General features: G+C 70.8%; 12 protein-coding genes. 6 read left to right on the forward strand and 6 right to left on the reverse strand.

Going from position 1 to position 12,714, the window contains the following annotated elements:
* Positions 1-2: 2 nt before the first annotated feature.
* The 5 genes from OIE75_RS20855 to folE all read left to right on the forward strand — a co-directional run bounded on the left by OIE75_RS20855 (position 3) and on the right by folE (position 5,917).
* Complete coding sequence (locus tag OIE75_RS20855) at positions 3-1,130, forward strand: zinc-dependent metalloprotease (RefSeq protein ID WP_329471777.1); 1,128 nt, start codon at positions 3-5, stop codon at positions 1,128-1,130.
* Between the two features lie 192 nt (positions 1,131-1,322).
* The gene (gene tilS / locus OIE75_RS20860; protein ID WP_307014131.1) at positions 1,323-2,369 is read left to right on the forward strand and encodes a tRNA lysidine(34) synthetase TilS; all 1,047 of its coding nucleotides are present in this window, start codon (positions 1,323-1,325) and stop codon (positions 2,367-2,369) included.
* A gap of 27 nt (positions 2,370-2,396) precedes the next feature.
* On the forward strand, positions 2,397-2,957 hold the full coding sequence (hpt, locus tag OIE75_RS20865) for a hypoxanthine phosphoribosyltransferase (protein WP_307014132.1): 561 nt from the start codon (positions 2,397-2,399) through the stop codon (positions 2,955-2,957).
* A 194-nt stretch (positions 2,958-3,151) separates the two neighbouring features.
* Positions 3,152-5,191, forward strand: a complete 2,040-nt coding sequence (gene ftsH / locus OIE75_RS20870) for an ATP-dependent zinc metalloprotease FtsH (protein ID WP_329471778.1) — start codon at positions 3,152-3,154, stop codon at positions 5,189-5,191.
* A gap of 120 nt (positions 5,192-5,311) precedes the next feature.
* Positions 5,312-5,917, forward strand: a complete 606-nt coding sequence (gene folE / locus OIE75_RS20875) for a GTP cyclohydrolase I FolE (protein ID WP_161326147.1) — start codon at positions 5,312-5,314, stop codon at positions 5,915-5,917.
* A gap of 367 nt (positions 5,918-6,284) precedes the next feature.
* Here folE and OIE75_RS20880 read toward each other — a convergent pair whose 3' ends face one another.
* From OIE75_RS20880 to OIE75_RS20905, 6 genes are all read right to left on the reverse strand, one after another.
* Positions 6,285-6,773, reverse strand: coding sequence for a DUF3180 domain-containing protein (locus OIE75_RS20880; protein ID WP_122616844.1), 489 nt, complete (start codon positions 6,771-6,773; stop codon positions 6,285-6,287).
* Between the two features lie 59 nt (positions 6,774-6,832).
* The gene (gene folK, locus OIE75_RS20885) at positions 6,833-7,444 is read right to left on the reverse strand and encodes a 2-amino-4-hydroxy-6-hydroxymethyldihydropteridine diphosphokinase (RefSeq protein ID WP_307014134.1); all 612 of its coding nucleotides are present in this window, start codon (positions 7,442-7,444) and stop codon (positions 6,833-6,835) included.
* A complete protein-coding gene (folB, locus tag OIE75_RS20890) occupies positions 7,441-7,800 on the reverse strand; it encodes a dihydroneopterin aldolase (protein ID WP_307014135.1) in 360 nt (119 codons plus the stop codon). The genes folK and folB overlap by 4 nt, the downstream gene beginning before the upstream one ends.
* A gap of 244 nt (positions 7,801-8,044) precedes the next feature.
* Entirely contained in the window at positions 8,045-8,545 is a 501-nt protein-coding gene (locus tag OIE75_RS20895; protein ID WP_307014136.1) for a nuclear transport factor 2 family protein, read from the reverse strand.
* On the reverse strand, positions 8,542-9,411 hold the full coding sequence (gene folP / locus OIE75_RS20900) for a dihydropteroate synthase (RefSeq protein ID WP_329471779.1): 870 nt from the start codon (positions 9,409-9,411) through the stop codon (positions 8,542-8,544). The genes OIE75_RS20895 and folP overlap by 4 nt, the downstream gene beginning before the upstream one ends.
* Positions 9,412-9,563: 152 nt before the next feature.
* On the reverse strand, positions 9,564-11,363 hold the full coding sequence (locus OIE75_RS20905; RefSeq protein ID WP_329471780.1) for a phosphatidylglycerol lysyltransferase domain-containing protein: 1,800 nt from the start codon (positions 11,361-11,363) through the stop codon (positions 9,564-9,566).
* 180 nt (positions 11,364-11,543) lie between these two features.
* On the opposite strand from OIE75_RS20905, the gene OIE75_RS20910 reads away from it, so the two are divergent.
* On the forward strand, positions 11,544-12,674 hold the full coding sequence (locus OIE75_RS20910) for an alpha/beta hydrolase (protein ID WP_329471781.1): 1,131 nt from the start codon (positions 11,544-11,546) through the stop codon (positions 12,672-12,674).
* Positions 12,675-12,714: the final 40 nt, after the last annotated feature.

Raw genomic sequence — 12,714 nt, forward strand, 5'->3', positions numbered from 1 at the left:
GCATGACGAGCATCGGCGCAAATTCCGGCATGGTCGACTGGAACCTCGCGGTGGCGACCGCGACCCGGCTCGTACGGCCGGGCCCCGAGGTGAGCCGCGACGAGGCCAGGGCGGTCGTCGCGGAACTCCGCCGCCATGCCAAGGCCTCCGAGGAACACGTCCGGGGTTACACCCGTATGGCCACCGAGGAGATCCACGACACCCCCGTCCTGGTCGTCGACCGCCCCGGCTGGGTCCGGGCGAACGTCGCCGGGTTCCGCGAGATCCTCAAACCCCTCCTGGAGAAGCTGCAGGAGCGGCGCGGCGACGGCGCGGGCAACGCGGTCCTCGGCGCCGTCGGCGGCAAGGTCACCGGTGTGGAACTGGGCATGCTGCTGTCGTTCCTGTCCTCCCGCGTCCTCGGCCAGTACGAGACCTTCGCCCCGGCCACCCGGGAACTCCCCGCCGGTGCCGACGGCGGCGGCCGGCTGCTCCTCGTCGCGCCGAACATCGTGCACGTCGAACGCGAACTCGACGTCCACCCGCACGACTTCCGCCTGTGGGTGTGCCTGCACGAGGAGACGCACCGCACCCAGTTCACGGCCGTGCCCTGGCTGCGCGACCACCTGGAGGGCGAAATCCAGTCGTTCCTGGCGGAGACCGACGTCGACCCCATGACCGTCCTGGAGCGGGTCCGCGAGGCCGCCCAGACCCTCGCCGGGGGCCGCCCCGAGGGGGAGGAGGACGACGGTGGCCGCTCGCTGGTGGAGCTGGTGCAGACCCCGGCCCAGCGGGAGGTCCTCGGCCGCCTCACCGCCGTGATGTCCCTGCTGGAGGGCCACGCCGACTTCGTGATGGACGGGGTCGGCCCGGAGGTCGTGCCGAGCGTCGCGGAGATCCGCGAGAAGTTCCAGCAGCGCCGCGCCAAGGGCGCCTCCCGCCTCGACCTGGCGCTGCGCAAGCTGCTCGGCCTGGACGCCAAACTCCGCCAGTACCGGGACGGCGAGCGCTTCGTACGGGCCGTGGTCGACGAGTGCGGAATGGACGGCTTCAACCGCGTCTGGACGTCGCCCAACACCCTCCCCACCAAGTCGGAGATCGCCAAACCGGCGGACTGGATCGCGCGGGTGCACCGCAAGCCGGAGTCGTGAGCCCTCCTCAAACGGCGTGAACGATTCCGGCCGACGGCAGGCGAACGACCCTCCAATCACCCGTCCGAGGGACCGTGAGCCCTCGACAGGCGTGCGATGCTCGGGGAACGGCCCGTTTCTGTCACCATCTACACACTCTGCGTGACAGAACCCCGGGCTCACCCCCCGAAAACTTCATGAAGGGCACCGGACATGGGTCCCCATCCTGCGGTCGCGGCGATACGCCTGGCGGTCCGCCGCGTCCTCCACGACATCCTCACCGAACTGAACACCACGGCCGGCGTCCCCGCCGCGACGGCCGCCGGACCGACACCCGAGCGGCCGCCGTCACCGCTCGTGCTCGTGGCCTGCTCCGGCGGCGCCGACTCCATGGCGCTCGCCTCCGCCCTCGCCTTCGAAGCCCCCCGGCTCGGCGTCCGGGCCGGCGGCGTCACCGTCGACCACGGCCTGCAGAACGGCTCCGACCTGCGCGCCGAAGAGGTCGTCCTGCGCCTGCGCGAACTGGGCCTGGACCCCGTCGAGGCCATCGCCGTCAGCGTCGGCCGCGCGGGCGGCCCCGAAGCCGCCGCCCGCGACGCACGCTATGCCGCCCTGGACGCCGCCGCGGCCCGCCACGGCGCCGCCGCCGTCCTGCTCGGCCACACCCGCGACGACCAGGCCGAGACCGTCCTGCTGGGCCTCGCCCGCGGCTCCGGCATCCGCTCCCTGTCGGGGATGGCCGCGGTCTCGGGGGCCGACGGCCGTTACCGGCGCCCCTTCCTCCAGGTCGACCGGCAGACCGCCCGCAAGGCCTGCATGGTCCAGTCCCTGCCGGTCTGGGACGACCCGCACAACGCCGACCCGGCGTACACCCGCTCCCGACTGCGCCACGAGGGCCTGCCCGCCCTGGAGAAGGCCCTCGGCAAGGGCGTCGTCGAGGCCCTCGCCCGCACCGCCCAGCTCTCCCGGGACGACGCCGACGCCCTCGACACCTGGGCCCGCCAGGCCGAGGAGGGCGTCCGCGACGCCACGGGCGTGCTGGAGTGCGCCAAGCTCTACGCCCTGCCGCCCGCCGTACGCCGCCGGATCCTGCGCCGCGCCGCCATCGCGGCCGGCGCCCCCGCCGGTGCCCTGTTCGCCCGGCACATCGAGGAAGTCGACCGGCTGATCACCGGCTGGCGCGGTCAGGGGGCCATCAACCTCCCCGGCAAAGTCGTCGCCCAGCGGCAGGGTGGCAGACTGGTGATTCGGCAAGGCTGAATACGGCCGGTTGGACGACCGAAAGTGATGCGGGTGGACGCGAACGACATGGGTGCCGACCTCGAGAAGGTACTCATCACCAAGGAAGAGATCGACGCCAAGCTGGCCGAGCTGGCGGAGAAGATCGACGCGGAGTACGCGGGCAAGGACCTGCTCATCGTGGGCGTGCTCAAGGGCGCCGTGATGGTCATGGCCGACCTCGCCCGCTCGCTGTCCTCCCCCGTCACCATGGACTGGATGGCCGTGTCCTCGTACGGCGCGGGCACCCAGTCCTCCGGCGTGGTGCGGATCCTCAAGGACCTCGACACCGACATCAAGGGCAAGCACGTCCTGATCGTCGAGGACATCATCGACTCCGGCCTGACCCTGTCCTGGCTGATCTCCAACCTCGGCTCGCGCGAGCCCGCCTCCCTCAAGGTGTGCACGCTGCTGCGCAAGCCCGACGCGGCGAAGGTCGCCATCGACGTGGAATGGGTCGGCTTCGACATCCCCAACGAGTTCGTCGTGGGGTATGGCCTCGATTACGCCGAGAAGTACCGCAACCTGCCGTTCGTCGGTACGCTCGCGCCCCACGTCTACGGCGGCTGACCCACCCCGGTGGCGGGCAGCACGGCGATCGGGGGGCTACCGGGAACCCCGGAGGCCTCCGCGCCGTTGGAGCATGCAGACGGGACGCCAGCGGTCCCGTGCGGCTGAGGGCCGCCGCGCTGGGGTACCGTCAGAAGAACTGTCTTATCAAACTCACTATGGCAGGAGGGACGGGGCGACACCGCTCCGTGTGGATGGACGTGAAGCGATACTTCCGTGGGCCAATCATGTGGATCGTGCTGGCCGTCCTTGCCGTGGTCGTGTTGATGCAGGTCGTAGGCTCGTCCGGCGGCTACAAGACGGTGGACACGGGCCAGGTCGTCCAGGCGATCAACGACAACAGGATCGAGTCGGCCAAGCTGACCACCGGCGACGAGCAGACCATCAAGGTCCAGCTCAAGGACGGCCAAAAGGTCGAGGGCAGCTCCAAGATCCAGGCGAGCTACATCGGCGACCAGGGCGTGACCCTCGCCAACACCCTGCAGAACAAGTACCAGGACAAGCAGATCTCCGACGGCTACACGGTGTCGCCGTCGAAGCAGAACCCGTTCGTCGGCATTCTGCTCTCCCTGCTCCCGTTCGTCCTGATCGTGGTCGTCTTCCTGTTCCTGATGAATCAGATGCAGGGCGGCGGCAGCCGCGTGATGAACTTCGGCAAGTCCAAGGCCAAGCTCATCACCAAGGACACCCCCAAGACGACGTTCTCCGACGTCGCCGGCTCGGACGAGGCCGTCGAGGAGCTCCACGAGATCAAGGAGTTCCTCCAGGAGCCGGCCAAGTTCCAGGCCGTCGGCGCCAAGATCCCCAAGGGCGTGCTGCTGTACGGCCCGCCCGGCACCGGCAAGACCCTGCTCGCGCGTGCCGTCGCGGGCGAGGCGGGCGTGCCGTTCTACTCGATCTCCGGTTCCGACTTCGTCGAGATGTTCGTCGGTGTCGGTGCCTCCCGAGTGCGTGACCTGTTCGAGCAGGCCAAGGCGAACGCTCCGGCGATCGTCTTCGTCGACGAGATCGACGCGGTCGGCCGCCACCGCGGCGCCGGCCTCGGCGGTGGCCACGACGAGCGCGAGCAGACCCTGAACCAGCTGCTCGTCGAGATGGACGGCTTCGACGTGAAGGGCGGCGTGATCCTCATCGCCGCCACCAACCGGCCCGACATCCTCGACCCGGCGCTGCTGCGCCCCGGCCGCTTCGACCGGCAGATCGCCGTCGACCGCCCGGACATGCAGGGCCGGCTGGAGATCCTCAAGGTCCACCAGAAGGGCAAGCCGGTCGCGCCCGACGTCGACCTGTCGGCCGTCGCCCGCCGTACGCCCGGCATGACCGGCGCCGACCTGGCCAACGTGCTGAACGAGGCCGCTCTGCTGACGGCCCGCAGCGACAAGAAGCTGGTCGACAACCAGATGCTGGACGAGGCGATCGACCGTGTGGTCGCGGGCCCGCAGAAGCGGACCCGGATCATGTCGGACAAGGAGAAGAAGATCACCGCGTACCACGAGGGCGGTCACGCCCTGGTCGCGGCGGCCTCACCGAACTCCGACCCGGTCCACAAGATCACGATCCTGTCGAGAGGCCGGGCCCTCGGTTACACGATGGTGCTCCCGGACGAGGACAAGTACTCGACCACGCGCAACGAGATGCTGGACCAGCTCGCCTACATGCTGGGCGGCCGCGCGGCCGAGGAACTGGTCTTCCACGACCCGACGACGGGCGCCGCCAACGACATCGAGAAGGCCACCAGCGTGGCCCGTGCCATGGTCACGCAGTACGGCATGACCGAGCGCCTCGGTGCCATCAAGTTCGGCGGTGACAACAGCGAGCCGTTCCTCGGGCGTGAGATGGCCCACCAGCGCGACTACTCGGAAGAGGTCGCCGCGCTGGTGGACGAAGAGGTCAAGAAGCTCATCGAGACGGCGCACAACGAGGCCTGGGAGATCCTGGTCGAGAACCGCGACGTCCTCGACAACCTCGTCCTCGCCCTGCTGGAGAAGGAGACGCTGGGCAAGGAGGAGATCGCCGAGGTCTTCGCCCAGATCGTCAAGCGTCCGGCCCGGCCCGCCTGGACCGGTTCCTCACGCCGCACGCCCTCGACCCGTCCGCCGGTGCTCTCCCCCAAGGAGCTGGCCCTGACGAACGGAGCGAACGGCGCGACGGCGGCGATCTCCACCACCAAGAGCCCCACGGTGGAGCCCGCCCCGGCACCGGAACACGCCCCGGAGGACCGTCCGGAGAGCTGACCCGGTCACTCCCGACGGCCCACCAGGCCCGGAATGTATGCCGCGCCCCCCAGGTTCTAGCCTTGGGGGGTGCGGCATTCTTCATGCCGAACGCAGGACCGCACAGGAACGAGGCACCAGATGACCGACCCCGTGACGTTGGACGGCGAGGGCGAGATCGGCGAGTTCGACGAGAAGCGTGCCGAGAACGCCGTACGCGAACTGCTCATCGCGGTCGGTGAGGACCCGGACCGCGAGGGCCTGCGGGAGACGCCGGCGCGGGTGGCGCGGGCGTATCGGGAGCTCCTGGCCGGGCATGGGCAGGAGCCCGAGGACGTACTGACGACGACGTTCGACATCGGACACGACGAGATGGTCCTGGTGAAGGACATCGAAATCGTCAGCCTGTGCGAGCATCACATGCTGCCGTTTCATGGCGTAGCGCACATCGGGTACATTCCGGCGGAGAGCGGAAAGATCACCGGCCTGTCGAAGCTCGCGCGACTGGTTGAGGTTTTCGCCCGTCGTCTGCAGGTGCAGGAACGACTCACCACGCAAGTCGCCGACTCTCTTATGGAGATTCTGGAGGCCCGTGGTGTGATCGTCGTCGTCGAGGCCGAGCACATGTGCATGTCGGTACGCGGGGTTCGCAAGCCCGGTGCCAAGACCACGACCTCGGCGGTGCGCGGTCAGCTCCGGGACGCTGCGACCCGAGCCGAGGCCATGGGCCTGATACTGGCGCGCTGACCCGATTGTCAGTGGTGCCCGGTATCCCCCTTGATCAGTGAGTCAGTCGCTGATCAAGGGGGATGGCGTTGGGGTACGGCCTGCCCAGCAAGCAGACGGTGAACGCTGTCGAGGGGCGCGTGCAGGCGCGGAGCGTACGAGTGGGCTGCCGTCTCTGTGGTGGTCGACAGTTGGGTTTCGCGAGGTACATTCCGAGCCGAACGGCACCCCCTGCACCTGCGGGAGTTCTGCTGGACCCAGGTCCACGAGGTGCGACCGCGGACCACGGTGAACAAGGCGTTCACCCTCTACAGCTACCGGCTCGACCCACACCCCGGATTCCTGGTCAACGGACACATGGTCCGTCAGTCCTGGTGAGCCAGGCGCGTCACGCCGCCGTCGCCGCGCCCGGGTGGTCGTCGTCCTCGTCCTCCGGGAGCTTGCAGACCCGCTCCATGAAGACCGCGGCCGCTATGACGCCGATGCCCGCCACCACCGAGAGGCCGGCGTAGATGGACTGGTCGCGGCGGGCCGGGATGTCCAGGTACTCCAGCAGGAAGACGCCCGTACCGCCGTACATACCGGCGACGAGGGCGGCCACCAGGGCGCTGGCCTGGGCGAAGACGACCGCGCGGGCCGCCATCATCGGGTCGACGCCCTTGGCGCCCGGAACGCGCTCCCGCTGCGCCTTGAGGCGGGCGCGGAGCGAGAGCGCCGTGGCCAGCAGGATCACCGCGATCAGGGCGAGGACCACCGGGGCGGCCAGGGGGACGCTCGGCAGGGTCCCCACCGAGTTCCACAGGCGGGCGCCGGCCCAGGACAGGACACCGGCGACGACGAAGACGCCGGCCAGCACCCTGATGCGCAGCTCTTTCACGGTGTTCCGGTGTCCCTTCGGTCCCTGAGCGGTCGTCGTGATCTCGTCGACCTTAACGACTACTCGGGCAGCCGGAGTTCCAGGTCGGCGCGGGGCGCGACGCCGTCGCGGGTGACGGTGTCCAGAAGGTCGGCGACGGTGCCCTTTCCGGGCAGCCGGGCCTCGGGGTCCACGTCGAGCCAGGGGGCGAGCACGAAGGCGCGTTCGTGGGCACGCGGGTGGGGGAGGGTGAGCTGCGGGTCGTCGGAGACGACCTCGGCGTAGGCGACGATGTCGACGTCCAGGGTGCGCGGGCCCCAGTGCTCGTCGCGGACCCGGTGGAAGGCCTCCTCGACCGCGTGCGCGCGCTCCAGCAGGGAGGACGGGGGCAGGGTGGTCTTCACGACCACGACCGCGTTGAAGTACGACGGCTGGCTGTCGGGGGCGACGCCCCACGGCTCCGTCTCGTACACCTGCGACACCCCTTTGACGCGCACGCCGGGCGTGTCCTCCAGGGCGTCGATGGCGCCCTGGAGGGTCTCCAGGCGGTTGCCCAGGTTGGCGCCGAGTGCGATCACGGCGCGCTTGGGGTTGGACAGCGTCGTGTCCGCGGCGTCGACCTGCTCGATGACGGAGGCGGGCACCGGCTGTACGGTCGGGTCGCTGGGACCCTTGGCGAAGGGGGCGCTCATACACGGCTCCGGATGATGGTGACGGTCACGTCGTCGAAGGGGACGGTGATCGGCGCGTCCGGCTTGTGGACGCAGACCTCGACCTCCTGCACCCCTTCGTGCTTCAGACAGACCTGGGCGATGCGCTCGGCGAGCGTCTCGACGAGGTTGACGGGCTCGCCCTCCACGACGGCCACGACCTCCTCGGCCACGATGCCGTAGTGCACGGTCTTCGCCAGGTCGTCGTCGGCGGCGGCCGGCCGGGTGTCCAGGCCCAGGACGAGGTCGACGAGGAAGGTCTGGCCGTCCTCGCGTTCCTTGGGGAACACACCGTGGTGCCCGCGGGCCTTGAGGCCGCGCAGCGCGACACGATCCACGCGAATCACTCCTGCAGTCGTCGGTCGAGGCCGGTCGTACCACGTGCGGGCGGTACGGCGGCCACAGTCGAATCTACCCGCGAGCACCTACAGGGCCGGGCCACGGGGGGTGTGGGACCGGGCGGGGGCCGGGAGGTTTCACCCGGCGTTTTCCCTGGCGGTCCCGGTGGATCACGGGTTGGTAGCCGCCCATACCCGGCGGTCCGTGATTCCAACCACTTCTTGTCGTTCTTGACCCTTCCGGTCAGGAAGGTGTGTCCTCGCTCTCGTCGTCGGTCTCCGCGAGTACGGGGGAGGCGTGGTGCGACCAGAGCTTCCAGCCGGCGGGCGTACGCCGGAACGTGTTCGTGGCGACCACGAGCTGGCCGACGAGCGGGCCCAGCTCCTCGTCGCCGTCCGGGGCGGGGCCGCCGCTGAGGATGTTCTCGGTACAGGTGACCAGGGCGGTGTCGCCGGTGACGGAGACGTGGACGTCGGTGAGGAAGAACTGGATGTAGTCGGTGTTCGCCATGATCAGGGCGTAGGAGCGGAGCACCTCGCCGCGGCCGGTGAGCACCGGCCAGCCGGGGTGCACGCAGGAGACCACGCCGGTGTCGGCCGGGTCGTGGTACGTCTCGTCGACTCCCAGGTCGGACGGGGTGAGCCAGAACGCGGAGACCTTGTCGAAATCGCCCTGTTCCAGCGCCTCGTAGAAGGCGGTGTTGGCGGACTCGACCTGTTCGACGTCGAGGTGCGGGGCGTTCACCGGGCTCCTTCGACGGCGCGGGCGACCCGTACGGCGTCGGCCGTGGCGCGGACCTCGTGTACGCGGACGGCCCACGCGCCGGCGTGCGCGGCGAGGGCGGAGACGGCGGCCGTGGCCGCGTCGCGCTCCCGCGCGGGGGGCGGGGTGGCCTGGGGGCCGGCGGCGAGGACGCGGCCGAGGAACCGTTTGCGGGAGGCGGCGACGAGGAGGGGGTGGCCGAGGCCCAGGAGGCGGTCCAGGTGGGCGAGGAGGACCAGGTCGTGCTCGGCGTCCTTGGAGAAGCCCAGGCCGGGGTCGACGACGACGCGGTCGGGGGAGATGCCGCCCTCCAGGACGGCCTCCACGCGTGCGCGCAGCTCGTCGACGACCTCGGTGACCACGTCCTCGTAGACGCCCTTGACGTTGCCCGCCTCCAGGAGGCCGCGCCAGTGCATGACGACGAAGGGGGCGGCGGCGTCGGCGACCACCGGGATCATCCGGGGGTCGGCCAGGCCGCCGCTGACGTCGTTGACGAGGGCGGCGCCCGAGGCGAGGGCCTGGGCGGCGACCGAGGCGCGCATGGTGTCGACGGAGACCGTGACGCCCTCGGAGGCGAGGCCGCGGACCACGGGGACCACGCGGCGGAGTTCCTCGTCCTCGTCGACGCGGGTGGCGCCGGGGCGGGTGGACTCGCCGCCGACGTCCACGAGGTCGGCGCCCTGGGCCACCAGGTCGAGGCCGCGCTTGATGGCGGCCGTGGTGTCGAAGAAGCGACCGCCGTCGGAGAAGGAGTCGGGGGTCACGTTGACGACCCCCATGACCGCGCAGCGGTCCCATGCGGTGAGGCCCGCCAGGTGGTGGCGGCGGGGGCCGGTCTGCTTGCTCATGTGTTCAGCGTAGGCCCAGTGGGTGGGACGCCTGCGGCGGCCGGTGGCCGGTCGGGTGGGGTGCGCGTAGCGCGGTGGGGGCTCCCCGCTCGGGCGAAGACGGGAGCGGGGGAGGCACCCCGGCCGGCGCCGGCCCGCGACACCCACCCCGGTCAAGCCACGTGCGGGTCCCCGTGGGCGCAGGGGCGGCGGGCTCTTGTGCGGCGGCGCAGGGACGGGGGAAGGGGTGGGGTGAGGGTGACGAAGCCCTCGGCCTGCATCGCGGCGAAGCCGATGCGGGGGAGGTCGGACGAGGAGCGGTAGACCACGAAGCGCGGCTCCCAGCGGGGGCGGAACTTCGCGTTGAACTTGTACAGGGACTCGATCTGGAACCAGCGGGACAGGAACACGAGCAGGCCGCGCCAGGCGCGCAGGACCGGGCCCGCGCCGATCTTCTCGCCGCGCGCGAGCGCCGCGCGGAACATCGCGAAGTTCAGCGAGACCCGCGCGATGCCCAGCTTCGGCGCCGCCTGGAGCGCGGCCACGATCAGCAGCTCGTTCATGCCGGGGTCGGCCGCGCGGTCGCGGCGCATGAGGTCCAGGGACACCCCGTCGCCGCCCCACGGGACGAAGTGCAGGACGGCCTTCAGATCGCCGTACTCGCCCGGCTCGGCGTCCTGCTTGTGCGCGGTCGCGATCAGGCAGTCGCCGTCGGCCGGGTCGCCGACCCGGCCCAGGGCCATCGAGAAGCCGCGCTCGGTGTCGGTGCCCCGCCACGCGTCCGCGGCGCGGCGGACGCGGTCCAGTTCGGCGTCGGGGAGGTCAGCCACGCGCCGTACCCGGGTCTCGTAACCGGCCCGCTCGATGCGCTTGACCATCTGGCGTACGTTGCGCATCGCGCGGCCGGCGAGGGAGAAATCCGGGACGTCCACCACCGCCTCGTCCCCCAGTTCCAGCGCGTCGAGCCCGGTCTCGCGGGTCCACACCTCACCGCCGGTCTCGGAACAGCCCATCACGGCCGGTGTCCAGGAGTGGGCGCGCGCCTCGTCCATGAAGCGTTCGATCGCGCCCGGCCACGCCTCGACGTCGCCGATCGGGTCGCCACTGGCCAGCATCACGCCCGAGACGACGCGGTAGGTGACGGCCGCCTTGCCGCTGGGGGAGAAGACCACCGCCTTGTCGCGGCGGAGCGCGAAGTGGCCGAGGGAGTCGCGGCCGCCGTGCCGGGCGAGGAGGGCGCGCAGGCGGGACTCGTCCTCCTCGGTGAGGCGCGCCGCCGGGTGTTCGGGGCGGAAGGCCAGGTAGATGGTGGTCACGGCGGTCAGCAGGCCGAGCGCGCCGAGGGAGAAGGCGACCGTCCAGGAGGTGTTGCCCGCGTAGGCGACCGGGCCCTCCACGCCGAACAGGCCGTACAGGACGTGGGTGATGCGGTCGGCCAGACTCGGGGCGCCGATCATCCGGTGCGGGTGGGCGTTGACGATCAGGAGGCCGAGGGCGAGCGAACCGGCCCCCATGAGGACGAAGTTGGCCAGTGCCCGCCAGCGGCTGCGCGGGTCGGGCAGGGCCGCGAACTGGTCGCGGTGGCGCAGCAGGGGCGCGAGCAGCGCGAGGGAGATCAGTACGCCGAGGATCGAGTGGCGGTAGCCGAACTGGGCGACGGCGCCCACCGGGAGGAGGGCCACCGCGGCCCGCCACGCCCGGCGCTTGCGGCGTTTGAGGCCGTGGGCGAGGAGGAGCAGCAGGACGCCGGCGCTGAGGGAGAGGGCCGCTGCGAACGGGCCGAACGAGCCCGGCAGTACCTCGGCGAGGGCGTGCATCCGGCTGTGCCGGAAGCGCGGGAAGACCCCGGCGGCGATGTCCAGCAGGCCGACGAGCGCGCAGGCGCGGCCGACGAGGAGCGGCACGTTCTCCGGACGAGGGCCGCGCGGCAGTCGACGTACGCGGGTGGGTCCTGCCGGAACCCGACCCGACATTTCCTCATCTGTCCTGACAGACATCGCACCTGTAGTTCTGCGAGTAACCGTGGATCCGGGCCCGTTTCGGGCATCCGGCGACATTGCGCCCTCTAGGACGGTGTCTTGGAGGGAGAGGTTCACTCCCCTCGATCGGATTGCCCGAACGGGCACACGGAAAGCGCAGGCAGGTACCAAGGCATGGGTCTCACGAGCGACAAGGTGCTGGCGTTGGCGGTACTGGCCGGCGTGCTGCTGTTCGCCGGCACGGTGTGGCTGTGGCCGCGGCTGGCCCGCAGCGGCATACGCGCGGTGCTGGGGCGCGTGGGCCTGCTGTTCGCGACCCAGTTGGCCGTCTTCGCGGCGGTCGGTCTGGTGGCCAACCAGTCCTTCGGGTTCTACGGCAGCTGGGCCGACCTCTTCGGCCGGGAGGACGGCCGGGGCGTGGTCGTGGACCACGCGGCCGGTTCTTCCCCGGGGCCGCTGCGGGTCGTGGGGGACAGACGGGTGACGAAGGCGGGAGGGGGCAGGCCCGAGACGGGCGGGCGGATCGAGGAGATCGAGGTCGTCGGGCGTACGACGGGGATCGCGACACCCGCGTACGTGTATCTGCCGCCGGAGTACTTCCAGGCCCGGCACCGCGTCCGTACGTTTCCCGCGGCCGTCGTCCTGACCGGGTACCCGGGGACCGCCGAGGCCCTGGTGGACAAGCTCCACTATCCGCGCACGGCACTGGAGTCGGCCCGGGCCGGACGGATGCGGCCGATGATCCTGGTGATGCTGCGGCCGACGGTCGCGCCGCCCCGGGACACGGAATGCGTGGACGTGCCGGGCGGCCCCCGGACGGAGACGTTCTTCGCGAAGGATCTTCCCGAGGCGGTGGGCGCCCACTACCGCGTGGCCGAGGGGCGCGGGAGCTGGGGTGTCGTCGGCAACTCGACGGGCGGCTACTGCGCGCTGAAACTCGCCGTGCACCATCCCGAGGTATTCGGCGCCGGGGCCGGGCTCTCCGCGTACTACGACGCGCCGAACGACCCCACCACCGGTGATCTCTTCCAGGGCGACAGGGAACGGGAGAACCACGCGAATCTGTGGTGGTATCTCAAGAACAGGCCCGCGCCGGACACTTCCCTGCTCGTGACCAGCAGCAGGTCGGGCGAGACGAACTACAAGGACACGCTGAAGTTCATCGAGCGGGTCAAGAGCAGGAAGCCGACCCGGATCTCTTCGATCATCCTGGAAAGCGGCGGGCACAACTTCAATACCTGGCGGCGGGAGATTCCCGCGACGCTGGAGTGGCTCGGTCAGCGGCTGGGTGGGCGCCCGGCGTGAATGATCTTGAGGTAATTCGCCCCTCGGCGGGCTTGTGGAA

It is taken from the genome of Streptomyces sp. NBC_01723, assembly GCF_036246005.1.
GTDB lineage: Bacteria > Actinomycetota > Actinomycetes > Streptomycetales > Streptomycetaceae > Streptomyces.